Origin of the sequence: Rhodococcus sp. USK13 (assembly GCF_018343855.1) — a bacterium.
Classification (GTDB): Bacteria; Actinomycetota; Actinomycetes; order Mycobacteriales; family Mycobacteriaceae; genus Rhodococcus_F; species Rhodococcus_F oxybenzonivorans.
Genome location: NZ_CP069242.1, coordinates 2501556 through 2526060, shown reverse-complemented (window position 1 = coordinate 2526060; position 24505 = coordinate 2501556). Strand labels below are relative to the sequence as shown.

The following is a 24505-nucleotide window of genomic DNA, read 5'->3' as shown; positions in this document are numbered from 1 at the left end:
TTTCGGTCGAAATCGAGATCGACCCGTTTCCGATCCGCCGACACTCGCGCGCGCCTCGGCGAAACCATCGACGACGGCGGTACCGTCGAGAAGGTGATGGGACTGCCTGATGCGATCTCGGCCTGTTTGTTCGATCTCGACGGTGTGCTCACCGGCACGGCGGTGCTGCACCGCAAAGCCTGGAAACGCACGTTCGACGAGTTTTTGAAGCATCGCGAGGGCCCGAATTTCCGGCCGTTCACCGACCAGGACTACTACGACTATGTCGACGGCCGGCCCCGCGCCGACGGGGTGCGCACCTTCCTCGCCTCCCGCGCAATCACGCTGCCGGAGGGACTCCCCGACGATCCGCCGGGCGCCGAGACGGTGAACGGTGTCGGCAACACCAAGAACGTCCGCCTTCTGCGGGTGATCGACGAGGAGGGTGTGAGCCCGTACCCCGGCTCGGTGCGATACATCAAGTCCGCGTACGACGCCGGCTTGAAGATCGCTGTGGTCACGTCGTCGGCGAACGGGAAGCAAGTCCTCGACGCCGCCGATCTCAGCCGATATGTGCACGTGCGGATCGACGGCGTGGTGATCCGCGATCAGGAACTCCGCGGCAAGCCTGCACCGGATTCCTTCCTCGCCGCAGCGCGCGCCCTCAACGTGCATCCCGATCAGGCGGCCGTGTTCGAGGACGCCCTGTCCGGGGTGGAAGCGGGACGCGCCGGTGAATTCGGATTCGTTGTCGGCGTGAACCGCAACGATCAGGCCGAAGCCCTCCGCGAGCACGGCGCCGACGTGGTGGTCAATGACCTGGCCGAACTGCTGGAAAGGTGAGCATGGCAGACGACAAGGGCTACGAGATATCGCCGTGGCAGCTTCGCTGGCGCGGACTGGACCTGCAGGCACTCCACGCCACCGAGTCGACCTTCGCACTCTCCAACGGGCACATCGGCATTCGGGGCACCTTCGAGGAGGGTGAGCCACGGGGCCTGCCCGGCACCTACCTGAACGGCTTCTACGAGCAACGCCCGCTGCCCTACGCCGAGGCCGGTTACGGCTATCCCGAGGACGGCCAGACGGTAGTCAATGTCACCGACGGCAGCATCATCCGGTTGCTGGTGCAGGACGAACCACTGGACATGCGGTACGGCAGTGCCACACACCACGAGCGAGTGCTCGACTTCCGGTCCGGCACACTGCGCCGCACCACCGAATGGACTTCCCCGACCGGCCGACGGGTGCGCATCCATTCGGAGCGACTGGTGTCGTTCACCTCCCGTGCGGTTGCCGCCATCCACTACGAGGTGGAACCACTCGACGGGGACATCGAACTCGTCCTGCAATCGGACCTCCTGGCGAACGAGCCGATCCCGGCGCGGACGGACGACCCGAGAGTCGCCGCAGCCCTGGACAACCCGCTGGTGTCCGATTTCGCCGCCGCCCACGACTTCCGAGCGGTACTCGCCCACCACACGCGGAGCTCGGGTCTGCGTATGGCCGCAGGCATGGACCACGAGATCGACCTCCCGGCAAATGCCCGCTGCGGCATCGAGACCGAAGAAGACCTCGCCCGCCTCACCGTTGCCGCCGATGTGCCGAGCGGACAGCGACTACGGGTCACCAAGTATCTGGCCTACGGATGGTCGGCCCGACGGTCCACACCAGCATTGCGCGGGCAGGTCGAGGGCGCCTTGGCCGGTGCGCTCGAAACCGGGTGGGACGAGCTGCTGCGCCGCCAACGCGAATACCTCGACGACTTCTGGGAAACCGCGGACGTGGAGATCGACGGTGACGCGGAACTCCAGCAGGCGGTGCGTTTCGCCCTGTTCCACGTGCTGCAGGCCGGTGCCCGCGGTGAGTCGCGCGCGATTCCCGCGAAGGGCCTGACCGGCCCCGGCTATGACGGGCACGCGTTCTGGGACACCGAGACGTTCGTGCTGCCGCTGCTCACCTACACCGTGCCCGACTCGGCCCGCGACGCCCTGCGCTGGCGACATTCCACCCTGGACAAGGCGAAGCGGCGGGCCCTGCAACTCGGCCAGGGCGGTGCCGTCTTTCCGTGGCGGTCGATCACCGGCGACGAGTGTTCCGGGTACTGGCCCGCCGGAACCGCCGCGTTCCATGTCGGCGCCGATGTGGCGGTGGCGACGTCGCGGTATCTGGCCGCCACCCACGACGCCGAGTTCGAGGAGGAATGCGGGCTCGAGCTGCTGGTCGAGACGGCACGGTTGTGGGCCACTCTGGGCCACCACAATTCACGCGGCGAATTCCGCATCGACGGTGTCACAGGACCCGACGAATACACGGCCATCGCCGACAACAACGTGTTCACCAATCTCATGGCGCAAAAGAATCTGCGCGACGCGGCCACCGCGTGCGAGCGGCGACCCGCAAAGGCGCGCGAGTTGGGCGTGGACGACGAGGAAGCGGCACGGTGGCGGGACTCGGCCGAGCACATGCGCATTCCGTACGACGCCGCACTGGGCGTGCATCAGCAGTCCGAAGGCTTCACCCATCACGACGAATGGGACTTCGAAGGCACCCCGCCCGAGCACTACCCCCTGCTCTTGCACTACCCGTACTTCGACCTGTACCGCAAACAGGTGGTCAAACAGGCAGACCTGGTACTGGCGATGTATTTGCGGGGTGATGCCTTCACCCCCGAGCAGAAGATCGCCAATTTCGCCTACTACGAGGCGCTCACGGTCCGCGACTCGTCCCTGTCGGCGTGCGTCCAGGCGGTCATGGCCGCGGAGGTCGGGCACCTGCAACTCGCCTACGACTACCTGGCCGAGGCCGCGCTCACCGATCTCCACGACCTCCATGCCAACGTGGAGAACGGACTTCACATCGCCTCACTGGCGGGTACCTGGACGGCCTGTGTCGCCGGATTCGGCGGCATGCGGGACCACGACGGTGACGTGACGTTCGCCCCCCGGATCCCGCCGCAGTTGACGCGATTGTCGTTCCGCATGACCGTGCGCGGCAGCGCAATACACGTCGATGTCCGTCCGCTGGTGGCGACGTATCGGCTGATCTCCGGCGAACCCCTCCAGTTGGCGCACCACGGAAGCACATTCACGTTGGACGCCTCCCCGGTCACCAAACCGATCCCCGCCGCACCGAGCAGCCCCGCCGTCCGGCAGCCGTACGGTCGTGCGCCCGTTCATCGCGGGTAACGGCCCTCGGAAGCTCACACTCCGCCCCGGTGGAATGACATTCGGCGAGGTAGTGATTCAGGTTCGGTAGGCCGGGGTATGAGGTCACAGGGTAGCGTCCTGCACGAACGTCCCATTTGCACCGAATGCCCTACCTACTGATTCGTCCTGCACCGAAAGAGTCGCCGATGCCCGTCGCAGTGTCCGCACGACCGCGTGTTGCCCGACTCGTTGCTGTACTGGGCGCGTGCGGACTCGTCCTCCTGCCGATGCCGGTTGCGCACGCGCAGGACCCGCTGGACCAGCCCGCACCCGCGGAGTCGGTCACTCTCGGTTCCCGTGCACTGGGTTTCGGTGACGCCGTTCCGTTCCAGGGCAATCAGGACGCGGTCACCGTCACGGTGCCCGTCCCTCAGGGTCTCACCCCCACATCGCTCGAGGCGGTGGCCGATCTTCCGGGCAACCTGGGACGTGCCTGGATCGACGTCGAATCGGCAGACCGGTCGCTGGCCCGGGTGGATCTTCCCGGTGCTCCCGCTGCCACCGCGCCGGTATCCGTGCCGCTCACCGGCGCCGAGGTCACGGATCAGGCCGTGGCGGTCACCCTGCGCAGCACGCTCATCCCGATCGACAACTTCTGCCCCGAGGCCTGGTCGAGCCGCGGCCTCACCCTGCGGGACGTCACGGTCCGCTACAGCGGCGCACCCACGGATCCGGCCGTGGTGGCCGATTTCCTGCCGCCGGTTCTGCAGCAGCTCGTCCTCTACATCCCGGGCGACCCCACCGAGACCGAGAGCGCCGCCGCCCTCGACCTCGCCGGGGCGGTCGTCGCCTACTACGGTGCCCAACCAGTACGCGTCGACGTCCGAAAACTACCGGAGGGCCTTCCATTGCTGCCTGCCTCCGGCGGCCCGTTCGAGCGGTCGGTGATCATCCGGGAGAGCGGCGAGCCCTCAACAGAATTGGTTCCCCTGCCCGGTGGCGGTTCGGCCTTACGTCTCAACGGAGACGACGCCACCCTGCAGGATCAGGTTCGACTGGTCACCAGCAAGGTCGCTGCGGTGGCCGTCGATGCCCGCGCCATCGCCGGGTCGATGGACCGTCCGCCGATACTTGCTCCCACCTCCACCACCTTGCGGAATCTCGGCCAAACGAACCTCGTCGCCACCTCCAGCGGGCGGGCAGAGGTGGCCGTGGGCGTGGATCAGAGCCGACTCGGCCGGGCGTCGGGATCGTTGCGGGTCAACCTGCAAGGCTCCTACACCCCACTGCCCGAGGACCGAAGCGGACTCCTGTCGGTGACCGCGGGCGATTACATGCTCGACAGCTGGGCGGCCGAACCCGGTGGAGTCATCGATCGCTGGATCGACGTCCCCGACGACGCCCTGCGCCGGGTCACCACCCTCATCGTCGCCTTGAACACCACGGGCGCCACCAACCACTGTGGCACAGAGCAACCCGTAACCCTCACCATCGACCCCGACAGCGAGGTCACCAGCGAACCGTCGAAAGTGCCGAACCCGACGGGCTTCCAAGCTCTGCCGCAGTCATTGCTGCCGGGCGTCGACGTCGCCGGCACGGTCGGTGGGTTCGACGACACTGCCCGCGCGGTAGCCGTCGTCACAGGACTGCAGTCGTTGACCACCATCCAACTCGACCCCCGCTGGGTGTCCCTGGACGAGGCGATCGAGTCCGCTGAGCCCGCCATTCTCATCGCGGCCGACGGCGCTCTGCCCGACAGTGTGCGGCTACCACTCGAACGCACCGAAGACACCACGCTCGAGCTCACGGACCCGTCGACCGACGAATCCGCGGCGGTCACCCTGGGGGCACCCATCGACTTCGCTTCGCTGCAAACATCGTTCGACGGGAAACGGCAGCTGGTCGTCGCCGGCTCCACAGGTGTGCCGGGGGAACTCGACCGCACGCTCGAGTGGCTGCGTAGCTCACCTGACCGATGGGCCGGCCTCGACGGCGACGTCCTGTTCACGGCCGCCGACCGGGACCCCGTCGAACTGTCCGTGCCTGAGAGCGGCAGCAGTTCCACCTCGTCGGGGATATCCGCGGCCCTGGTGTGGGTACTTGCGGTAGGCGGGGCGCTCTTCCTGGCGGGCGTCGTGGTGGCCGTGGTGGCGCTCCTGCGGTCTCGCCACTCGCGCACGGCTCCGCGGTGACGACTCCCATGGTCACTCGACATCCCGCGTTCGACGCATCCTGGCGCCTGGGCGTCCGCTGGATCCTGATCGGCGCGGCCACGGTCCTCGGATTCTGGAAGACCTGGCAAGACGTCTGGTTCAGCGCGGCCGAGGGCACGGCCATCGGTTATGTCTTCGTCGTGCCCTTCCTGTGCATCACCGCGGCCATCGGAATTTCGTTACGACGGAACAACGAGTTGCCGATCCACGACCGTCAGACCGACAAGATCGTGGGCGGCATCGGCCTGCTCGTGTCGCTGGGTATTCGCATGCTGCTGATGCCCCGGTACGCGGAGAACTACCAATTGATGCACCTCGACGTGGTGGCGGCGTGGGTGTTCCTGTTCAGTGCCGCGGTCCTGGTGTTCGGACTGCGGTCGGTCAGCCGCTTCTGGCCTGTGTGGTTACTGGGGATCGGGCTGTTTCCCCTTCCCTACCGCACGCTCGGGGTCCTGCTCGGAGGCAATCGATTCGCGTTCGGGATCATCATGGTGGTTCTCGCTTCCGGGGCCGCGGCCATCGCCGTCAACCGCAGCAACCGGCGGGCGGTCGCCGGCTTCGCCGCCTCCGTTCTCCTCGGCACGATCGCCCTCTACTTCACGGTGCAGCGCTTCCCGACCGCACCGCTGTTCCTCGTCCAGCTCGGTCCGGCCTTGGGCAGTGCCATTCTCGTCGGGATCGCGTTCTACGTGTACACGCGGCGCGGTGGCCCGATGACACCGCTCGACCGGCCGGTGCGGCGTCCCACGACACCGACGAGCGGGTTGACGACGGTCGCCGTCTTCGCAGTGGCGCTCGTGATGTTCATCCCCCCGCTTCCGGACCAGAACCTCACCCCCGTCTCCCCGGCCCACCGCCGGCCGCCGCCGCGCAAATTCTCGTTCCCGGCGGATGGGAGCAACGCGCGGTGACCGAATATTCGTGGCCCCGTCGATACTTCGGTGTCACTTCGGAACTCACCCGCCAGACCATCCGCACCACCGAGCCGAACCCCGCGTGGGATACCCAGAATCGCAACCGCACCGTCCAGGTCGACGTGCTCTCGGTCCGCAGGCCCAGCACACTGGAGGTGTATCCCAGCCAGACCATGTACGAACTCGAAAACGCGCGGGTCAGCCCCAAGGTCGCGATCGACATCGGGCGGGGTGTCGTGGCGGAGATGTACACCATCGTCGACGACGACCTCCTGCTCACCTGGAGCAACCTCAATTTCGTGTGGGTGCGGAGCCCGGAGCTGACCCAGCGCATCACTCTCGTCAGCGTCGACAACCACGAGCCCGACGCGCAGTTCCCCGAACCGGCGCCGTCCATGGCGACCAACGGTGCCAATACGCTGGCCGTGCTGCTCCGCGGACAGAACGCGGTGTCCGACACCGAGCCGGAATACAAGGACCGCGACATGCTGGTGACCTTGGCGGGGGAAATCGTGAGGGAGCAGCAATGGTGACCCGGGAAAATGCGTACGCCCTGGACGACAACGTTCACTCCGACGCCGAGTTTCGGGCGGCGGCCCTGCACGATGCCGTGAACGGGCTGCGGGAGAAGCATCCGCTCTCGTCGGCATCGGTGGCGTTCTACCCGTGGCAGCGCAACACGCTGCTGGCGCTAGCGGCCCTGACGATCCTTTCTGCCGCGTTCTTTCTGACACCCACGCTGATCGTTCTCACCCTGCTGTGCACCCTCGGCTATGTGGGGACGATGATCGATCGCCTGCTGCTGTTCAGCCGCGGGCTCGACGGCAGCACCATCGTCTCCGTCAGCGACGACGAAGCGCTCGCCGTCCCGGACGAGCAACTGCCGCCCTATACGATTCTGGTGCCGGCGTACGACGAACCGGAAGTGGTGGCCGACCTCATCGGAGCGATGGGCGCGCTGAAATATCCTCGCGACAAACTCCAGGTTCTGTTGCTGCTCGAGGAGGACGACGACGTCACCATCGAAGCGGCCAGAGCAGCACGCGTCGGCGATGTGGTCACGATCCTCCTCGTGCCGCCGGCCGACCCGCGAACCAAACCGAAGGCGTGTAACTACGGGCTGCACTTCTCCACCGGCGAGATCATCACGATCTTCGACGCCGAGGACCACCCCGATCCGCTGCAACTGCGGCGAGTGGTCGTCGCCTTCGACCGACTGCCCGACGATACCGCCTGCGTGCAGGCCAAACTGGCGTTCCACAACGGAACCCAGAACCTGCTCACCGCCTGGTTCACCGCGGACTACGCCCTGTGGTTCGGGTTCATCCTTCCCGGACTGATGCGCAGCAACGCCCCCATTCCGCTCGGTGGGACGTCGAATCATCTGCGTCGCAGCGTGCTCGACGAGATCGGCTCCTGGGACCCGTTCAACGTCACCGAGGACGCCGACCTAGGTGTGCGCATCGCCGAATCGGGCTATCGCACCGCCGTACTGGACTCCACCACTCTCGAAGAGGCCAACAGCGACCCCATCAACTGGGTGCGGCAGCGGTCCCGCTGGTACAAGGGGTATCTGCAGACCTGGCTGGTTCACATGCGCCGTCCGATCGGGTTGTGGCGCGGACTCGGCCCGGTCGGGTTCTTCCGGTTCACCACCCTCATGGCCGGCACTCCGCTCATCGCCTGCCTCAACATGGTGTTCTGGTTGACCAGTCTCGCGTGGATCCTGGGGCAGCCGTCTGTGATTCAGCAGATCTTCCCCGCCTACGTGTATTTTCCGGCGCTGATCTCGCTCGTCTTCGGCAATGCGGCCGTGCTGTACATGAATCTGATCGCCTGCCGCGAGACACACAACTCGGCGTTACTCGTGGCCGCACTCACCACACCGCTGTACTGGGTGATGATGAGCGTCGCCGCCCTCAAGGGCACCTACCAGTTGGTGCGCAACCCGTCGTACTGGGAGAAGACGTTCCACGGTCTCAGTGCGCCGAACACATCCGGTTCGACGGGGTCCGGGGCGGGGGACGCTTCTTGAGGCCGACGCGCTGGTTGTTCTGGGGGTGTACCGCGCTCTATCTCGGTGTCGGCCTGTATCTCACCGTGGGGCAGGGTTTCGTCCTCGGTGATGCGCTCAGCCGGGTGTCGGCCGCGCGCAGCGTGTGGTTCAGCCGCGACCCGCATCTGGCGGCCATCGGGTTCGTGTTCACTCCACTCACCGCACTCGTGCAGTTACCCGCCGTCCTGCTGAGCCACTGGTGGCCGGGCCTCACCTCGTGGGCGGTAACAGGGGTGCTGATGTCGGCGCCGTTCATGGCCGGCGCGGTGGTGCAGATCTACAAGATCGGTGCGGACCGCGGCTGCCCGGTCTGGCTGATCTGGACCGTCACCGCCGTGTTCGCGCTCAACCCCATGATCGTCTTCTACGGGGGCAACGGGATGAGCGAGGCATCGTTCCTGGCCATGATGTGCTGGGCCACGCGGCGGCTCATTCGCTGGTGCACCACCGACGACATCCACGATCTTCTTGCCGCGGGATTCGCGCTGGGCCTCGCTTACCTCGCACGATACGACGCCTTGGCCGCCGGGCTGGCCGTAACCGTCTTCGTCTTCGCCGTCACTGTGCTGCGCCGCGGGTGGCGCAACCGCCGTGCACAGATGCGGCCCGCCCTTCTCGACGCCGTTCTCGTCGGGTTACCCACCGCCATGGCCTTCTTCGTCTGGGCCACCGTCAGCTGGTTGATCACCGGCCAGGCGTTGCAACAGTTCTCGTCCACCTACGGCAACGCGAGCATCCTTGCTCAGAGCGGTGGCGGCTCCACCGACACCGTGGACGCGGTGCTCTTCTCGGCCGCCGAGAGTCTCGTGCTCGGGCCCGCCCTCCCGCTGCTCGTCCCGATCGCGGCCGCCCTGGCGTGGCGTCGTCGTGATCTCGAAACGCTGGCGGCGGTGGTGGTCCTGACCTCCGTCCTCGGCTTCGCCACCTACAGCTACGCACACGGTATGACCTTCCCCTTTCTCCGCTTCTACCTGTGCGCGTTGCCGTTGATGGCCGTGCTCGCGCTGCAACTGGTACCCGCCGGGGACCCGCTGGTCGAACGGCGCCGCGGCCCTTCCGGTTTCGTCCGCGCCCGGTTCGCCGGCGCCCCAACCGTTCCGGCCGCCCTCGCCGCAGCACTCGTCGTCCTCACGCCCGCAGTCACCGGGGCGTCGATGCTCTCACCCACGCTGTCGAGTCAGCAGTACGCGCTACGGTCCGTCGTGTTCCCGTCGAGCACCGACACCTCGGACCGCCGCGAGACGGAACGGCGCATTTTGGCCTCCTTCAGCACCGAGCGTGAACTGGCCCGATACCTCGATGCTTTGGCGCTGCCCGAGGGCTCGGTCCTGATGGATACGGTCTACGGCTTCGCGGTGTACACCGCGACCGAACGTCCCCGCACCTTCGTGATCCCATCCGATCAGGACTTCACCTCGGTGCTGAACCGTCCCGCCGAGCATGGCGTGCAATTCCTCCTGGCGGTACCCAACAGCGGTCGCGGCGAATCGGATGCCGTCAACCGTCGCTACCCGACGCTGTACGAGACCGGCGCAGACATCGCGACCCTCGAACTCGAGGTGCCCAACGACGGGCAAGACCAGCCGACGTGGCGGCTGTACCGGGTGCTGTAGTCACGTCAGCGGATGCCGTTGCGCTCGCGGAGCACCCGCCGGAGCGGGTCGTCGGGGCCGATGTCGTAGGTGCATTCGGCGGGGCGGGGGTCGGGGACGAACGCCCACAACAACGCTCCGGCAGTACCGGCCTCGCGCTGCCCGTCCAGCTTGTTCGCGACGTCGCGCGCTCGATCCCCCACGGAACCGCAACCGGCCCGCGCGCTTTGACCGATCTCCGCAACGAGAAGCGGCTTACCGAGACCGCGTGCCTGCTGAAGATGCACCGCCAGGCCGTTGTAGCGGTCGCCCGGCAGCGGTACTCCGTCGGCGCCGTAGTCGTGGTATTGCAGGACATCGAGTGCCTCCGAGGCCCCGACATACGCGTAATCTTCCCCCGCCGTGCCACATTGGCCACCGCCGATCGTCCCGAGGGTGATCGGGTGCTCGGCGTCGAGCGCGCGGACACTGCCGCCGACCTCGTCGACGAACGCGCGCAACAACCTCGCTGCCTGCGGCGTGCACGAGCGGTCCGGCAGCAGTGGTTCCGGCTCACCGATCAATTCCCACATCGCCAGCGACGGCGAGTCCCGCCATCTGCCGACAGCCGTCGTCACCCAGTCCTGATAACTCATCACCGAGCCCGGCGCGACGGTCTTCCAGTCGCCGGCATACCAGTTGCTGGTCTTGAAAATCTCGTCACCGCACGCGCCGTCCTGGGCGGCCAGGACCGGAATCAGCAGTTGTCGGTGTGCCTCGGCGGCCCGGAACACGGCGTCGATTCCGGTGAAGTCGAGTGCACCGGTCTTCTTGTCGATCGCGAGCCATTGGAAGGCGTTGAACCGGGTGAGCGAGGCGTCGGGCAGGCTCGCGAAGAACGAGTCGGTGTCGACCTCGGCGCCGCACCCACGATTGACCGACCAATCGGTCGCCAGTTGATACGCGTTGAGACCGGCCGGCCACCACGGGGAGCCGTCGAGCGTCAGCCCGTCCGCGGTGGCCTGCACCCGGGCCGTCGGCGTTTCGGTTCGTTCGGACGTCCCCGCGTCGCAGGCGCCGACCCCGAAGAGAACGACCAGGATGAGGGCCGCCCACCGTCGTCTCGTCATTCATCCGAGGATGCCAGCCGCTTCTGCTCTCGTACACCGCTCGGTGACGTGTCACAGTGGTCCGGACATCAGTGGACCGACCGGAAGGGGACAAATGATGCGACCTGTGGTGACCGTGGACGAACTGAAGAAGGCGATGACCGGTGACGCACCGCCGGTGCTCCTCGACGTTCGATGGGCACTCGGTGACACCGAAGGCCGCCGGCACTATCTCGAGGCGCACGTGCCCGGTGCCGTGTTCGTCGACCTCGACACTGAACTCGCCGGCCCCGCGATACCGGCAGACGGTCGCCACCCACTCCCCTCGGTCGGCGCGCTCCAGGATGCGGCGCGCCGTTGGGGTATCTGCGCCGGGAGTGCCGTCGTGGCGTACGACGACACGGGCAACCTCGCGGCGGCGCGCGCGTGGTGGTTGCTCCGATGGGCCGGTCTCACCGAGGTCGCGTTGCTCGACGGCGGTCTCCGCGCATGGACGGAGTCCGGCAATCCAACCCGCTCCGGAGATGAACACCCGCACGCACCCGGTGACGTGGTGCTCGAGGCGGGACATCTCCCGACATTGACGGCCGACGAGGCCGCCGCTCTCGCCGTCGACGGCGTGCTGCTCGACGCCCGGGCGGCCGAACGCTACACCGGCGAGACCGAACCCGTCGACCCGCGAGCCGGTCATATCCCCGGCGCGATCAGCGCTCCCACCGCCCAGAATCTGACTGCCGACGGACGATTCGCATCCGTCGACGTGCTGCGAAATCGATTCGCCGCAGTGGGAGCGGAACAAGGCGCACCTGTGGGCGTTTACTGCGGTTCCGGGGTGAACGCCGCCCATCAGATCGCGGCACTGGCCCTCGCCGGTGTAGATGCGGCGCTGTATCCGGGGTCGTGGTCGCAGTGGTCGAACGACCCCGACCGTCCAGTGGCCACCGGGCCCGAACGCTAGCCGACCGACTCCGTGTCGTGCGCAGGGTAGGCGTGGAACTGTTCCGGGATCGATGTCGAGTCCGGCGTCGGCGTGCAGTCGATGTCCGATCCACCGCGTGGTCGCATCACATCGAGAAGGCCGCTGCTTGACACCCAGCTCCTGGGATGTCTTTTTTCTGTGCTGAACGAGTTAACCCCCTGCACGCCCTGCCACCGAATCCTCGATCGGGTAGAGCCGGCGACCAAGCATGGTTCCGCTGCCCCAGCGATGCCCCCACGGCGAAGAATCCCGTTCGCGGGTTCAGGACGCCGATCCGAGCCGATCGCCGTCAGAAGGCGTTCGGCGCCTCCGGCGGCGACCATTCGTAACTTTTCGTCTATTCGTGCGATTCGTGCGCGGAATTTGCTTCTCGTGCGCTGCGCGAAGGGGCAGCAGTCATCGACAGCAGGTAGGCGCGTGCCTCGGGCGGGCACAACGCCTCGGGGATGCACGCCGCACGTCCCATGCCGCCACGAACGTAGAGATACACCAACCCATGGTCGACCTCGATCTTGGCGATCGAGCCGTGCCCGATGACTATCTGGGCGACAGGGTCTTCCAAGAGCATTCCGAAGGAGTTGATGCCGCTGGCCCACCGCGCTCCCGGCCCCACCATTGTCCGTTGCGCACGCATGACCACAACGAATACAGCCAGTGGCAGCGCGATAACAATCCCCGCAAAGAATCCGGTCAGTTCAGCTTCACCACCCCACAGGGCCACCGCCATTGCCACCACCATCATGGCGAAAAAGAGCACAATTCTCGGGCGACGGAGAAATCGCCACAGGGCGAGCCGGGAGAACCGGCTCACGTCTCCGCGTTGGGCGGTCCAGGTGTACTGCACGGCGGGCACCGAAACATCATTGGTGTGCAAAGGTCTTGCCTCTCTGTTGTGACTTCTGGGGTGCCGCCCTGGACGCCAGGATTTCCAGGTCAGCGACACCTCACGACAACTGGTGCTTCCTCGCGGTTGCGGTGGCCGGCGCCTTCCGTGCCGTGGCCGCACGCTTGCCACTGTCCCACGTCGGGCGGACTCAGTCTTCTTGACCGCCTTCGCCCGTGCGATGGTGGTGCTCTTCGCCGTTGCCTGTGCGACGTGAGCTGCGCGGATCGCCCAGGTGCTGCCGATCTTGATTGCGGGCAGCTCGTGGGCGGCGATCATCTGCTGTACGCGCTGGCGGGTCATGCCGAGCCTGTGCGCTGTTTCCTGCACCGACAGCAAGGCGGTCTCGCTCGTGTCGACTTCGCGGTCGTAGTCCTCGGTGGTCAGCACCCGCAGCGATCGCACCGTCCAGGTGTAGGTATGGAGCACCGCAAGTGCGGTGGTGGTGGCCTGTCGGAGCGATTTTTCGGGCAGCGTGAACACGATCTCGGTGTAGCCGAGGTCCGATCGTCCGGCCGCGCCGCTGTACTCGGCGATCCGCCAGGTGTAGACCGTTCTCGGTCAGTAGTGGTATCGGGCCTGCTGGGCAACGACGGTGTCGTCGACGACCGGTAGACCAGAGACCGGTCAGGTCCACCAGGCGCTGATCGAAGCACTGGCCGGCGCGGTCGAACATGAGGTGACCGTTCCCCCGGTGTGGCCGAGACGGTGCGCGAGCTTTTGGCTATCTGCGTGGCCTCAGCGGAATGTGTTGGAGTGCCTCTCTGATCGCAGAGGACCTAGCGGGTAGCAACGGCAGCCGGACAGTCGGAGTGGATATGCGGCCCTGGGCATGGAGAACGGCCTTGATCACGGTGGGATTGGGATCAGCCATGAGGGCGCACGCGGGGCCGACGAGCTGGTTTCCCAAATCTCGTGCTTGCGGGGTGTCCCCGCTGCGCCACAGCTGGAACAGGTCGACGAATTCGCGTGCGCACACATTTGCGGTCGCGAGGATCGCTCCCTCTGCACCCATCGCCAGGAGCGGCGAGACCAATGCGTCTTCCCCCGCGAGAACGGAGAACGCATCCGATGGTTCCGCGAGTAGTCGCGCGGTGTCGGTGTCCACCGCGCCGACCGCCTGCTTGATGCCGACGATCTGCGGATGGGCGGACAGGCGTACAAGGGATTCGAAGCCCAGGTATTGGCCGGTGCGGTAGGGAACGTTGTACAGAATCAGCGGGAGTGGGCTGCGCTCGGCGACGTACTCGAAATGCGCCACCACCCCTGCCTCGGACGGGCGGGTGTAGTACGGGACCACCACCAGTGCGCCGGCGACATCGGCCTCACTGTGGAGTTCGTCGAGGGCGCGAACGGTGCCGGCCGTGTCGTTCGAGCCTGCCCCGACCAGCAGCGGAACTTTGTGCTCGCGGCACACCCTGCTGCAGATCTCAACGACCTCGCCGCGTTCCTGCGTGCTCAGCGTGGCCGCCTCCGCCGTGGTCCCCAACGCGACGATCCCGGCGGCACCCTCTTCGATCACGGTGCGGGCAAGTCGTTCGAGGTCGCCGACACCGAGTGCGCCATTGTCGGTAAAGGGTGTGATGAGGGGGACGAAGATTCCTGACGGACGGAAGGTCATGGGCCCAGTCTCACCACCCTGATCATGAAGATCCAGTTACTATTCTTGAGGTTCGCCGTAAGCTCATCTTATGCTCGATCTTCGTAAGCTCAGACTTCTCCGGGAGCTCGCCCACCGAGGCACCATCGCTGCAGTCGCAGAAGCAGTCGCGTACACGCCTTCCGCGGTGTCGCAACAGCTCGGCGCTCTTGAACGTGAGGCGGGCCGGGCCCTGCTCTCGCGCACCGGCCGTCGGGTCACCCTGACACCGGCCGGGGAGGTACTCGTCGAGCACATCGAGGTGATTCTCGCCGACGTGGAACGAGCCGAAGCCGCGCTCGCCGACAGTGGGGCCGGTTTGCCGGCAACGGTTCGCTTGGGTGCATTTTCGACCGCCCTATGCACGATCGTGCTCCCCGCGATGTCTGACATCGACCGTGCCGGACAAGGCGTGGAGCTGACGGTGACCGAGGTCGACCCCGCCAATGTGCCGGACCTTCTTCGCGGAGGACAGCTGGACATCGCACTCGTGCACGAATATGACAACGTCCCCTCCACCATGGGCCCGGGCATCGAGATCGAGCCGCTGCTCGACGAAGCCGTGTACCTGGCCTCACCCGAAGGCTCGGTGGCGGACGGCATGGCAGTGGTCCGCAGCCACGCCGAAAGTCGTTGGATCGTCGGCAACCCCGGCACGCTGTGTCACACCATGGCCGTGCGGACCTGCCAGTCCCAGGGTTTCGAACCGCACATAGCCCACCGGGTCGACGACTTCGCGACCGTCCTGCGGCTCGTTGCCGCGGGAGCCGGTGTGGCGTTGGTTCCCGAGCTCGGGGCAACCGACGTCCCGGCCGGGGTAGTGCTGACCGCGCTTCCGATCGGCCGGCGAACCCGGATCGCCTACCGGCACGGAAGCCGGTCCCGGCCGGCGTTCACGGCCGTGACCGGCGAACTACAGCGTGCGGCGCAGTCCTTCCACGGCACCGCCAATGGTCGAGGGAGTGCACATCGCGGTGGTGAGATCACCACCGAGGGCTTGCAGGCTGGCCATGCCATCAGACGTCCCCGTCCCGATCGGTATCGGTGAGGGGCAGACAGGCCACGCCGCGACGCGGCCGTAAGGCCAGGCGTGATGTTTCGGAAACGTCGTTTGTCCATCGATGACCGGAGCCCGATCGCGACTGGCGGAGGTGACGTCTAAGTTGGGCTCCGGTCCGATGCCGGGCCGCGAAGTGCGTCGAAGGTAGCGTGCACAATATGTGACCGACGCCGCCTGCTTACAGCAGTGGTCGTAATGATGGCATTGGTAGGCGGTTGCAGTCTGGTCCGCGGGCCAGCCCTGAGCGCGATCCCGCCGACATCGTGGACACAGCGGTCTGTCGAATGCCGCGAGGCAGTGAGTTGTGGGGCCTCACTCCACCGGCCGAATTGATGCAGACGCCGGCGCCGCGCCCGGAACGGTGCCGTCGGACTTCGAGCCGGTCGCGGCCATCACCTGCGACGAATAATTCACGAATTGTGGTCAGGGAAGGTTGCGAATGTCGTCGATCCGATGGTCGAACTCTCGGTCGTTGTCGTCGACGGCGTCCTCGATTCGCCCGAATTCTTGTGGCCTGTAGACGAAGACGGTGTTCATGCCTACCTTACGTGCGGCCCTGAGGTCGTACGGGTGGGAAGCGACCATCGCCGCCCGTGCCGGTTCCACGCCGAGGTATCGGCATGTTCGCTCGTATACAAGGGGTTCGGGCTTGAATGCCCCGAACACCTCGGCCGTGAGAACGGCATCCCACTCGAGCCGTTCGGTTTTGAACAGGTGGACCATGGTCGACATGTCGGTGTTCGACAAGCTGGCCACGATTGCCTCACGCCGGATTCTGCGCAGACCGTCGGCAACGTCGGGCCATGGCGTAAGCCTTTTCCACGCCTCGGCCAGTTCCCGGTGGTGGGCGGTCGGGATGGGGACACCGAGTTCCGTGCATACCGCTGCCAGCCCCTCCGTATAGGCGTCCTGCACCGGGCGCCATCGAGCTACGGACTGGTGGAGGGCTGCGACACGGGAGAAGTAGTCGCGGCGCCAGCCTCGTACGATATCGCCGACGGGCACGTTGCCGTCGTCAACCAGTCAACGCTCGGACACTCGGGCGACTGTGGAGTTGCACGAGGTCTGGATAACTCATCACAGACGGTCGACCCTCATTACCTGCGATAGACTCGGCAGCGCGAAATGCCGGGGTCGCTCGTCGTGCCATTGCGTTTCCGGCACCACGACACGCGCCCACAGCGTCAGAGTTGCCCAACCGACCTGACCTCTGTCGCACAAGATGGCTCTCCATCGATCGCGATAGAAGAACCTCTCTCCCTCGACCAGCCTGCTGAGGCATACGATCGAGTCGATTGCGGGACCCGAAAACGAATCATGCTGACAGTCACCGAATGTTCGCCTAGAAATCCAAGGCGCTGCCAGTGCCGATGGATCAAAAGATCAAAGCCAACGCGGCGGTTCCCCGACTCCACCGTCGATGTTCACGTCAACGGCGCCGCGTCCGGCGGCCCACCGCACGACGGCGGCGAGGGGCCCGGACACCTTGTCGGCGGGCGGTGAATCCGGCTGCACCGCAACCGGTTCACGCCCGTCGACCGCGAGCATAAGGCCGGTGCCGAGGTCCTTGCGCCGCCACATCCCGACGATGTCGGCGAGCAGCGAGTCCAGGACGACGTCGGGGAAGTCGCCGAACCGGCCGCCGTCGCCGAGGTCGACGGCGTGGATCCACACCTCCCGGGTGCGCATCCACGCCGTCTCCGACACCGGCACCATCCGGCCCTGCGCGGTCCGCACCTGCGCATCCCACGCCGAGGCCGGGAGGTTGCGCCACTTCTCGTCGAGCCTAGCCACGGTGTGGTCGAACAGGTTCCGCAGCGCCGCCGCCGACAGGGTGGCACCCTCGGCGATCTCCCGGCCCCGCTGCACCGCCGACGCATACATCGGGGTCTCCACGCCTGACGCCGCCCAGTCCAGCAGCCGGCACAACGCGGCCGCGTTGTAGCCGACGTGCGCGACCAGATGTGCCCGCGACCACCCGTCCAACGCCGTCGGCTCAGACAGCTGCTCGTCGGACAGCTCCGCCAGACGCTGGGCGAAATACGCGGTGCCGCGGCGGGCGATCAGCAACCGCTCGCCCAACAGCAGATCGTGAAAGCTCATGGCCGCTACTTGATGATCGTCGTGTTGCGGACGGTGCCCAGGCCCTCGATGCTGACCTCGACGGTCTGCCCGTCCTGGATGTAGAGACCGGGTTTGCGGGCGTGCCCGACCCCACCGGGGGTGCCGGTGATCACCACGTCCCCGGGCTGCAGCGTCACGATGTGTGAGATGTACTCCACCAACTTCGCCGGGGTGAACACGAGATCGTCGGTGGTGGTGGTCTGCACCACCTGCCCCTCGAGTGTGGTGACCAGGGTGCCGCCGAAGGTGTACGCGTCGGTGGTCGTCAGGAACGGGCCGAAACCGCTGGTCTTCTCGAACGTCTTGCCCTGATCCCACTGCAGGGTGCGGTACTGGTAGTCGCGCATCGTGTAATCGTTCATTACCGAATACCCGGCGATGTACTGCTCGGCGTCGGCCTCGGACACCTGGTACGCCTGCTTGCCGACGATGAACGCCAGTTCCCCTTCCCAGTCCAGTTGGGCGGCGGCATAGGACGGGACGATCACGTCGTCGTACGGACCGGTCAGCGCTTCCCTGAATTTGGCGAACAAGGTGGGGTACTCGGGCAGGTCCCGGCCCATCTCCTGGATGTGGTTCGCGTAGTTCAAGCCGACGCAGATGATCTTGCCCGGGTTCGGGACCACCGGCGCATAATCTGCACCCTCGAGTGTGACCACGTCACCGGACGCGTTCTGGGCGAGCGCCTTCCATTCCGGGTCGGCCAGCAGGGCGGACAGGTCCGGGTACCCGTCGATGATCGTGGCGGTGGTGTCGGAATCGACGCGGACGGCGACGGTGGCACCGGCGCGGCGCAGGGTGGCAAGCTTCATGGGATTGTCAGGCTCCTTCGGAGATGTACGTGCGATCAAAGTGCAGGCGCTCGACGATGGGGGCGTCGGAGAACGCGAACAGGTCGAACTCGGACTCGGCCTCGATCGACCACTCGGTCCAGGACGGGACGACGATCATGTCGCCCTTGGCCACGGTGCGGGCCTCGCCGCCGAGGACGAACCGCCCGGAACCGTCGAACACCTGGTAGACGGTCGAACCCACGTCGCGGCGGGGCCGGGTGTGCGCACCTGCCCTCAGCCGGTGGAACTCCGCCCGGATCGTGGGCATCACGTCGCCGCCGGTGGTCGGGTTGGTGTAGCGGACCGCGGCGTGACCGGGTTCGGTGGTCGCCGCGTAGCCCTCGTCCTCGAGTTGGAGTTGCTCGCGCAGTGCGGCGTCGGTGTGCTCCCACCGGTACGCCGTGATCGGCGAGGACGTCTTCGCGTCCAACCCGACCAGTGGCCGCAGCCCCGGGTGCGCCCACAACCGTTCCGACCGGGACACGTCCGGGGTGGAATCGTCGGTGACGTTCTCCGACCCGAACTCGAAGAAGCCGGTGTCGGTGTAATGCACGAACGGGATGTCGAGGCCGTCGATCCAGGCCATCGGCTGATCGGTTTCGTTGTGATGACCGTGGAAATGCCAGCCCGGGGTCAGCAGGAAGTCGCCGCGCCGCATCGCGACCGGGTCCCCGTTGACGACCGTCCACACCCCCTGCCCCTCCACCACGAACCGGAAGGCGTTCTGCGCGTGCCTGTGCTCGGGGGCCACCTCCTTCGGGCCCAGGTACTGGATCGCCGCCCACAACGTCGGCGTCACATACGGCACCCCACCCAGGCCGGGGTTCGCCAGGGCGATCGCCCGCCGCTCCCCACCCCGGCCGACCGGCACCAGATCCCCGGCCCGCCGCGCCAACGGATACAACGTCGACCACTTCCACACGAACGGCACCGCCCGCGACATCGGCGTCATCGGCATCAGATCACCGAGCTGGGTCCACAACGGATTCAGGTGCTCGGCCTCGAAATCAGCGTACAGCCGATCCAGTTCTGGAGCGTTGGCGTGGGCGGTAGTCATGAATTCTCCTCGTGAGCACTCGCGTGCGGCGTCGTCGGACAGCCGAAGCCTTGGAAGTTTGGGGACCCTCGCCGCAGCGAGGGAAATGCGCAGAGTTCAGTAGCTATCGACAGTCAACTTACTTATGCCACATTGCATTAGAAACCGCTGTTCTTGCTCGCCGAATCGTCGTCATCGGTTGTCGAGCGGCGGCGAACGCGCCGACCGACGTCAATGCTTTGCGAGGAACTCGTTCACCGCGTGGTTGAATCGGTCGGGGTGTTCGATCTGGGGAAGGTGTCCGCATTCGGCGAAAGTCAGAAGTTCCGCTCTAGGTATGCGGTCGACGAGTTCGTCGGCGTAGCCGGGTTCTCGCAGTCGGTCGTCGGCGCCCGCGACGAGTAACGTCGGTGCATTGATGCGTTCGTAGGCGAGGGTGTCGCGGTGACCGAATTCGTTGCGGCCGGTGGCGAGCGGTGATTTGAATCGGGCCGCTGCGACCGCCTCCCAGGCTCCCGGCCGGATCGCTGCCTCGTAGCGGGCCTGGACCAGGCGATGGTCGTCGAGCAGGGTCTGGTCGTGCACGAAGTAGGAGACGATCTTCCTCATCCCTTCCAGGGTGCAGTCGTAGTCGAGTGTCGCGGCCCGGGCCTCGTTGAAGGGGATGAACCCGCCTCCCGAGACCGAGACGATCGCTCCGATATGCCAGTCGAACTCGTCGCCGGCGGCGACTGTGAGCAGTAGTGTCGCCCCCATCGAGACCCCGCAGAACGTCGCGATCCCGACATCCAGGGTCTCGAGGAATCGGGTCATGTGCGCAAGGCGCCGACTGCGTCCGCCGTTGAAGTCGTGCAGTTTGTCGGTTCCGCCGAAGCCGAGCCAGTCCGGGGCGATGACGCGATGCGACCGGCTGAGAGCGTCGATGGTGGGATACCAGGACAGTTCCGCCGACGAGCCGTAGCTTCCGTCATGCAGGAGAACGACCGGCGGCCCTTCCCCGCATTCCAGGTAGTGCGTGCGGATCCCGTCGATCAGGATTGTACGGCTGCGCGCCGCGGGAATGTATCTGGACAAGGGGTTCGAACCGATCTGCAGTGAATGGAGTGAACAGTCACGAGATGGTCTCCGGCGCCGAGTTCGGCGCCGGAGACAAGGTCATTGCAGGCTCACTGTGTCTCTGCCGCAGCGACTCCGGGCGCCGGTAGCGCTCCCGGCCATTCACCGGGGGGGAGGAAGAACTGTCCGGACGTCTTCGCTGACCAGTCCGCGAATTCCGCGAACTTCTCATCGGTCGACAGGTCGGATCCTCTGCCTTCGACCGCGATGCCGTAGAAGTACTTGACGAAGCCGGAGCCACCCGGCACCAGGCATGTCAGGACTCGGGCGCCGTGTGCTCCGGTGATGTGGTAGAAGTGCGGCAGGTCCCGGGGCCCCCAGATGAAGTCGCCGGGATGTCCGACCTGTTTGGTGATCCCGTCTGGCTCGGACACATAGAGGGTGAACTCCCCCTCCAGGATGTAGAAGCCTTCTTCCTCGAGGGTGTGTACGTGGGGGTACACGATGTCGGGTTTGGTCCAGGCGACCTCGATCAGCTCGAACAGGTCGCCGGTTTGGTGGCCCCACGCATGGAACTTGAGTTCGACATCAGTCATCATGTTGCGGTCGATGTTCATCGTGTACTTGGCCGATGCATCGGACTTGAACGGTGCGTTCACCATTCGGTCGCTCTCGCTCGGCATCAGCAAACGTGCGTCGGGCGTCACCGGGCCCCGGGAGGCGGCGGTCCTCGTCGACGGCGGAGGGGCGTCGGGCCCGTAGATCCGAACTCCGTAGTCGCGGAACGACTTTTCAGCCAATGCTGCCATTTGTTCAGCAGTGTCGAGCTCGAGTTCGGCGGCCTCCTGGAAGAACCCGGGGATGAGTTCGGTTCCCGGCACCAGGTACTGGAGAATCTTCACCGGGGTGTCGCCCGCCGTGAAGCTGTGGGCCCGCCCGACGGGGTGCCACACGAATTCACCAGGGCCGGCTTCGATGACGCAGTCGTCGTGGGGCATGAAGAAGGTGACGTTGCCCTCGAGCACGAAGAAGCCTTCGTCCTCCAAGGTGTGCATGTGCATGCCGGATTCCTCGCCCGGCTCCAACTCGTGGAGGGTGACGGTCAATCGGCGGTTGGTCTGAGAGGCGTCGGCGAGGACGTACATGGCCTTCTCGTCGCCGGGCCCTATCCTGTATCGCAGCTCCCGGCCCGGGGCCGGGGTGCGGAAGGCTCCGTTGGTCACAGCCGGGCGGTGCTCTGTAGTGGTCATTACTCATCCTTGGTTGTTGAGCGAAGATTTCTTTGACGGTCCTGCACCGAATTCACCGTGTGGTGACGTCGATCTGAACCTTTCCGAAGGTGTTCCTGTCGGCCAGGGCGTCCTGCGCCTCGCGCGCGTGTTCCAAGTCGAACAGTGGCCCCTCCTGGGTGCGTACCTCACCACGGCCGTGAAGTTCGAAAAGCGTGTCCAGGGCGGGGCCGGCGAGCCCGGCGTCGACGAAGTTGGGCAGCCACACACCGGTGACGGAGTGGGATCCGAACGCCAAACTTACCGTCTCGAGGGTCGGCGAGTCGCCCGACGCTGTGCCGAAGACGACGATGCGTCCGAACGGTGCCAATGCTGCTCGCGCTTCCTCGAACACCTTGCCGCCGACCATGTCGAAGACCACGTCGACCGGCGCTCCGCCATTCGCTTCGACGAGACGGTCGGCGAGTCTGTCGGCGGAGCTGTCGGTGACCGCATGCGCACCCAGATCCTGGGCGAACTGCCGCTTCTTTGGAGTCGACGCCAATGCGATTACCCGACCCGCACCGCGGCATACTCCCAACTGGACTGCGATCGAACCGAGCGCCCCCGCGGCGCCGGTGATGACTACGCTCTCACCCGGAGCGATATGCGCCGCCTCGTACAGGAACCACGCCGTCAGCCCCGATGCCATCAGGGTCAGCGCATCGGCGTCATCGACATGGTCGGGGACCGGGAACACCCGCGTCTCGGACACGGCGACCCACTCTGCGTATCCCCCGGCCCCGCACAGCGCGACCACGCGCTGCCCGGTGTCCTCGCGGACACCCACGACCTCACCACCGGGGATGACGGACCCCGAGAGGTAGGTGGACGGCTGACCGGTAAACGGATTGAACCCCGTGTCGAGCAGGATCTTGTCCGCGGCGTTCACCCCGACCCGACTGACACGGATCAGGACCTCTCCCTTTGCGGGTGTGGGAACGGGCTCGTCGATCAGTTGGATGTCCTTCGGTCCGTCGAGCCCGGTGTATGCGACCGCGCGCATGGTGGACCCCATCACCCGATCCCGTCATCCGTGTCGTACTGGAATTCGGTCAAGGTACGTCCTCCTGGTAGCGCCTCATGGTGTGCTGCACATGGGCAAAGGAAGCCGGCGATCACTGTCGGTCCGCCAATTGTTCGACATAGGCGAGGACCTCGAAGGGGTCCAGGGCCTCCGTCACTTCGGCGAGCTGCCCGTCCTCGAGCCTGAACATGAGGAGGGGGTTGTTCGTGTACTCCGCGTCACCCGGACCGACTCCGTGTGCCGTCGCTTCGACTGCGACTCGATCGTTCTCGGCAGTCACGCTACGGACGACGAAGCTGAACTCGGCGAAGCCGCCGAGAAAGCCCTCGAGCGTAGCCCGGGCACCGGCCTTGTTCTTTCGGCCGCCGTCTCGAAACCGATCGGATCTGATCGGATACGTCCACGTTCCGTTGTCTGCCATGAGGTCGAACAGTGCCGTGAAGTCCCGGTCGTCGATGCATCTGCAGGCGTCTAGCACGATCTTTTTGTTCAATTCCACTGACATGATGTTCCTTCAGCTCAGACTCGATTGGCTACGAAATCCGATCACGGCATGACCGATCCACCATTGACAGGAAATGTTTGACCTGTGATCCACGCGCTCGCGTCGGACAACAGGAACGACGCCATCTCTGCATGATCTCGTGGGTCCCCGAGACGACCCAGCGGCGCGTGCTGAACCCAGTCATCGATGAATTCCTGAGGCGCCGTGACTTGTAGGAGCGGTGTGTCGGTTGCACCTGGAGCGATGGTGTTCGCCCGAATCTGGTGCTTTCCGAGTTCGAGCGCGAAAGTCTTGACGAGGCTGATCAAGCCGCCCTTCGACGCGACATAATTACCACCTCCGACCTGGCCCGTGATCGCTAGGTCGGACGTGATGGCAACGATGGAGCCCCCGTCTCCTTGCGCGACCATTTGACGAGCGACCGCCTGCATGACGTAGAAGGCGCCCGACAGGTTGACATCCAGCACGAAGTGCCAGTCGTGGTGGCTCATCTCGAGAATGGGCGCGCCGCGGGTGATGCCCGCGGAGACCAGCAGCCCGTCGATGCGGCCGAACTCCTGGACTCCCCCGGCAACGTAGTCGGCGACGTCCTCGGGGCTGGTGGCGTTCATCTCCACGGTGTGCAGCCGTCCCGCGAGATTCTCCGTCTCGTCGGCAAGGGCCTTCAATGCAACGCCGTTCATATCCCCGGCCACGACGTTCGCACCCTGAGACAACGCTTCAAGGACTGTCGCACGGCCGATACCGCTGGCCCCACCGGTGACGGCGATAACCTTGGCCTTCAAGCTCTGCATAGCGGTTCCTTCTCGTTCGGGGAATTAGGAGTGGGATCGAACGTGCACTGAATCTGGGAACTGGATCCGCACTTTTACCGGCAGTGGGAGTGCGAAGACCGAGTTTCGATCGTCCCAAAGGTCTTTAGTGCCAGGGGTGAAGCACCGCGACACGATGACCACCACTGTCCGACGAATCATGCCTCTCCGAGACTCAGGCACGGTGCGACTGTTTCCATACGCTAGATCCCGCGGACCTGTGTGCGCACGGTCACAAGCCTGAGATTCCGCTCCGCGGAACGGCGGCCCAAACGGGACGGGAGTGCCAAGC

Annotated in this window: 21 protein-coding genes; 9 read left to right on the top strand and 12 right to left on the bottom strand. The window is 65.8% G+C overall.

Annotation, left to right across the window (positions count from 1 at the left end; all coding sequences use genetic code 11):
- Positions 1-96: 96 nt before the first annotated feature.
- From JQT59_RS14310 to JQT59_RS14285, 7 genes are all read left to right on the top strand, one after another.
- Positions 97-822 carry an HAD family hydrolase gene (locus JQT59_RS14310; protein ID WP_213576687.1) on the top strand — a complete coding sequence of 242 codons (726 nt, stop codon included), beginning with the start codon at positions 97-99 and terminating at the stop codon, positions 820-822.
- Between the two features lie 2 nt (positions 823-824).
- A complete protein-coding gene (locus JQT59_RS14305; protein WP_213576686.1) occupies positions 825-3167 on the top strand; it encodes a glycoside hydrolase family 65 protein in 2343 nt (780 codons plus the stop codon).
- 167 nt (positions 3168-3334) lie between these two features.
- The gene (locus JQT59_RS14300) at positions 3335-5320 is read left to right on the top strand and encodes a hypothetical protein (protein ID WP_213576685.1); all 1986 of its coding nucleotides are present in this window, start codon (positions 3335-3337) and stop codon (positions 5318-5320) included.
- A complete protein-coding gene (locus JQT59_RS37020) occupies positions 5317-6252 on the top strand; it encodes a hypothetical protein (protein ID WP_249354435.1) in 936 nt (311 codons plus the stop codon). Before JQT59_RS14300 ends, JQT59_RS37020 begins: the two co-directional genes overlap by 4 nt.
- On the top strand, positions 6249-6788 hold the full coding sequence (locus JQT59_RS37015; RefSeq protein ID WP_249354433.1) for a hypothetical protein: 540 nt from the start codon (positions 6249-6251) through the stop codon (positions 6786-6788). Before JQT59_RS37020 ends, JQT59_RS37015 begins: the two co-directional genes overlap by 4 nt.
- Entirely contained in the window at positions 6782-8290 is a 1509-nt protein-coding gene (locus JQT59_RS14290; protein WP_213576684.1) for a glycosyltransferase, read from the top strand. Before JQT59_RS37015 ends, JQT59_RS14290 begins: the two co-directional genes overlap by 7 nt.
- Positions 8287-9924: an ArnT family glycosyltransferase gene (locus JQT59_RS14285; protein WP_213576683.1), complete on the top strand. Its 1638-nt coding sequence runs from the start codon at positions 8287-8289 to the stop codon at positions 9922-9924. The genes JQT59_RS14290 and JQT59_RS14285 overlap by 4 nt, the downstream gene beginning before the upstream one ends.
- Before the next feature lie 5 nt (positions 9925-9929).
- Here the strand turns inward: JQT59_RS14285 and JQT59_RS14280 are convergent, their stop codons facing one another.
- The gene (locus tag JQT59_RS14280) at positions 9930-11012 is read right to left on the bottom strand and encodes a beta-mannosidase (RefSeq protein WP_213576682.1); all 1083 of its coding nucleotides are present in this window, start codon (positions 11010-11012) and stop codon (positions 9930-9932) included.
- Positions 11013-11118: 106 nt separating this feature from the next.
- Between JQT59_RS14280 and JQT59_RS14275 the strand changes: the two genes are divergently transcribed.
- Entirely contained in the window at positions 11119-11949 is an 831-nt protein-coding gene (locus JQT59_RS14275; RefSeq protein WP_213577745.1) for a sulfurtransferase, read from the top strand.
- A gap of 358 nt (positions 11950-12307) precedes the next feature.
- On the opposite strand, the gene JQT59_RS14270 is transcribed toward JQT59_RS14275, so the two are convergent.
- Both JQT59_RS14270 and dapA read right to left on the bottom strand, forming a co-directional pair.
- On the bottom strand, positions 12308-13336 hold the full coding sequence (locus JQT59_RS14270; RefSeq protein ID WP_213576681.1) for a helix-turn-helix domain-containing protein: 1029 nt from the start codon (positions 13334-13336) through the stop codon (positions 12308-12310).
- 241 nt (positions 13337-13577) lie between these two features.
- Entirely contained in the window at positions 13578-14474 is an 897-nt protein-coding gene (dapA, locus tag JQT59_RS14265) for a 4-hydroxy-tetrahydrodipicolinate synthase (protein WP_213576680.1), read from the bottom strand.
- Positions 14475-14544: 70 nt separating this feature from the next.
- On the opposite strand from dapA, the gene JQT59_RS14260 reads away from it, so the two are divergent.
- On the top strand, positions 14545-15540 hold the full coding sequence (locus JQT59_RS14260) for a LysR family transcriptional regulator (RefSeq protein WP_213576679.1): 996 nt from the start codon (positions 14545-14547) through the stop codon (positions 15538-15540).
- 435 nt (positions 15541-15975) lie between these two features.
- Here the strand turns inward: JQT59_RS14260 and JQT59_RS14255 are convergent, their stop codons facing one another.
- The 9 genes from JQT59_RS14255 to JQT59_RS14215 form a co-directional block, all read right to left on the bottom strand.
- Positions 15976-16557, bottom strand: coding sequence for a haloacid dehalogenase type II (locus JQT59_RS14255; RefSeq protein ID WP_249354431.1), 582 nt, complete (start codon positions 16555-16557; stop codon positions 15976-15978).
- Positions 16558-16935: 378 nt separating this feature from the next.
- Entirely contained in the window at positions 16936-17655 is a 720-nt protein-coding gene (locus JQT59_RS14250; protein ID WP_213576678.1) for a maleylpyruvate isomerase family mycothiol-dependent enzyme, read from the bottom strand.
- Between the two features lie 5 nt (positions 17656-17660).
- Positions 17661-18488 carry a fumarylacetoacetate hydrolase family protein gene (locus JQT59_RS14245; RefSeq protein ID WP_213576677.1) on the bottom strand — a complete coding sequence of 276 codons (828 nt, stop codon included), beginning with the start codon at positions 18486-18488 and terminating at the stop codon, positions 17661-17663.
- Positions 18489-18495: 7 nt separating this feature from the next.
- Positions 18496-19566, bottom strand: coding sequence for a cupin domain-containing protein (locus JQT59_RS14240; RefSeq protein WP_213576676.1), 1071 nt, complete (start codon positions 19564-19566; stop codon positions 18496-18498).
- A gap of 210 nt (positions 19567-19776) precedes the next feature.
- Positions 19777-20619: an alpha/beta fold hydrolase gene (locus JQT59_RS14235; protein WP_213576675.1), complete on the bottom strand. Its 843-nt coding sequence runs from the start codon at positions 20617-20619 to the stop codon at positions 19777-19779.
- Positions 20620-20711: 92 nt separating this feature from the next.
- Positions 20712-21851 carry a cupin domain-containing protein gene (locus JQT59_RS14230; protein WP_213576674.1) on the bottom strand — a complete coding sequence of 380 codons (1140 nt, stop codon included), beginning with the start codon at positions 21849-21851 and terminating at the stop codon, positions 20712-20714.
- Positions 21852-21903: 52 nt separating this feature from the next.
- On the bottom strand, positions 21904-22887 hold the full coding sequence (locus tag JQT59_RS14225) for a quinone oxidoreductase family protein (RefSeq protein WP_213576673.1): 984 nt from the start codon (positions 22885-22887) through the stop codon (positions 21904-21906).
- Positions 22888-22987: 100 nt separating this feature from the next.
- Complete coding sequence (locus JQT59_RS14220; protein ID WP_213576672.1) at positions 22988-23401, bottom strand: nuclear transport factor 2 family protein; 414 nt, start codon at positions 23399-23401, stop codon at positions 22988-22990.
- Positions 23402-23442: 41 nt separating this feature from the next.
- Entirely contained in the window at positions 23443-24195 is a 753-nt protein-coding gene (locus JQT59_RS14215; RefSeq protein WP_213576671.1) for an SDR family NAD(P)-dependent oxidoreductase, read from the bottom strand.
- Positions 24196-24505: the final 310 nt, after the last annotated feature.

Bases quoted from the DNA above. Each gene is read 5' to 3' on its own strand.
- JQT59_RS14280 (WP_213576682.1), bottom strand. From the start codon at position 11,012: ATGACGAGACGACGGTGGGCGGCCCTCATCCTGGTCGTTCTCTTCGGG.
- JQT59_RS14300 (WP_213576685.1), top strand. From the start codon at position 3,335: ATGCCCGTCGCAGTGTCCGCACGACCGCGTGTTGCCCGACTCGTTGCT.
- JQT59_RS14230 (WP_213576674.1), bottom strand. From the start codon at position 21,851: ATGACCACTACAGAGCACCGCCCGGCTGTGACCAACGGAGCCTTCCGC.
- JQT59_RS14215 (WP_213576671.1), bottom strand. From the start codon at position 24,195: ATGCAGAGCTTGAAGGCCAAGGTTATCGCCGTCACCGGTGGGGCCAGC.
- dapA (WP_213576680.1), bottom strand. From the start codon at position 14,474: ATGACCTTCCGTCCGTCAGGAATCTTCGTCCCCCTCATCACACCCTTT.
- JQT59_RS14250 (WP_213576678.1), bottom strand. From the start codon at position 17,655: ATGAGCTTTCACGATCTGCTGTTGGGCGAGCGGTTGCTGATCGCCCGC.
- JQT59_RS14225 (WP_213576673.1), bottom strand. From the start codon at position 22,887: ATGGGGTCCACCATGCGCGCGGTCGCATACACCGGGCTCGACGGACCG.
- JQT59_RS14240 (WP_213576676.1), bottom strand. From the start codon at position 19,566: ATGACTACCGCCCACGCCAACGCTCCAGAACTGGATCGGCTGTACGCT.
- JQT59_RS14245 (WP_213576677.1), bottom strand. From the start codon at position 18,488: ATGAAGCTTGCCACCCTGCGCCGCGCCGGTGCCACCGTCGCCGTCCGC.
- JQT59_RS14305 (WP_213576686.1), top strand. From the start codon at position 825: ATGGCAGACGACAAGGGCTACGAGATATCGCCGTGGCAGCTTCGCTGG.
- JQT59_RS14290 (WP_213576684.1), top strand. From the start codon at position 6,782: ATGGTGACCCGGGAAAATGCGTACGCCCTGGACGACAACGTTCACTCC.
- JQT59_RS14220 (WP_213576672.1), bottom strand. From the start codon at position 23,401: ATGTCAGTGGAATTGAACAAAAAGATCGTGCTAGACGCCTGCAGATGC.
- JQT59_RS14310 (WP_213576687.1), top strand. From the start codon at position 97: ATGGGACTGCCTGATGCGATCTCGGCCTGTTTGTTCGATCTCGACGGT.
- JQT59_RS14260 (WP_213576679.1), top strand. From the start codon at position 14,545: ATGCTCGATCTTCGTAAGCTCAGACTTCTCCGGGAGCTCGCCCACCGA.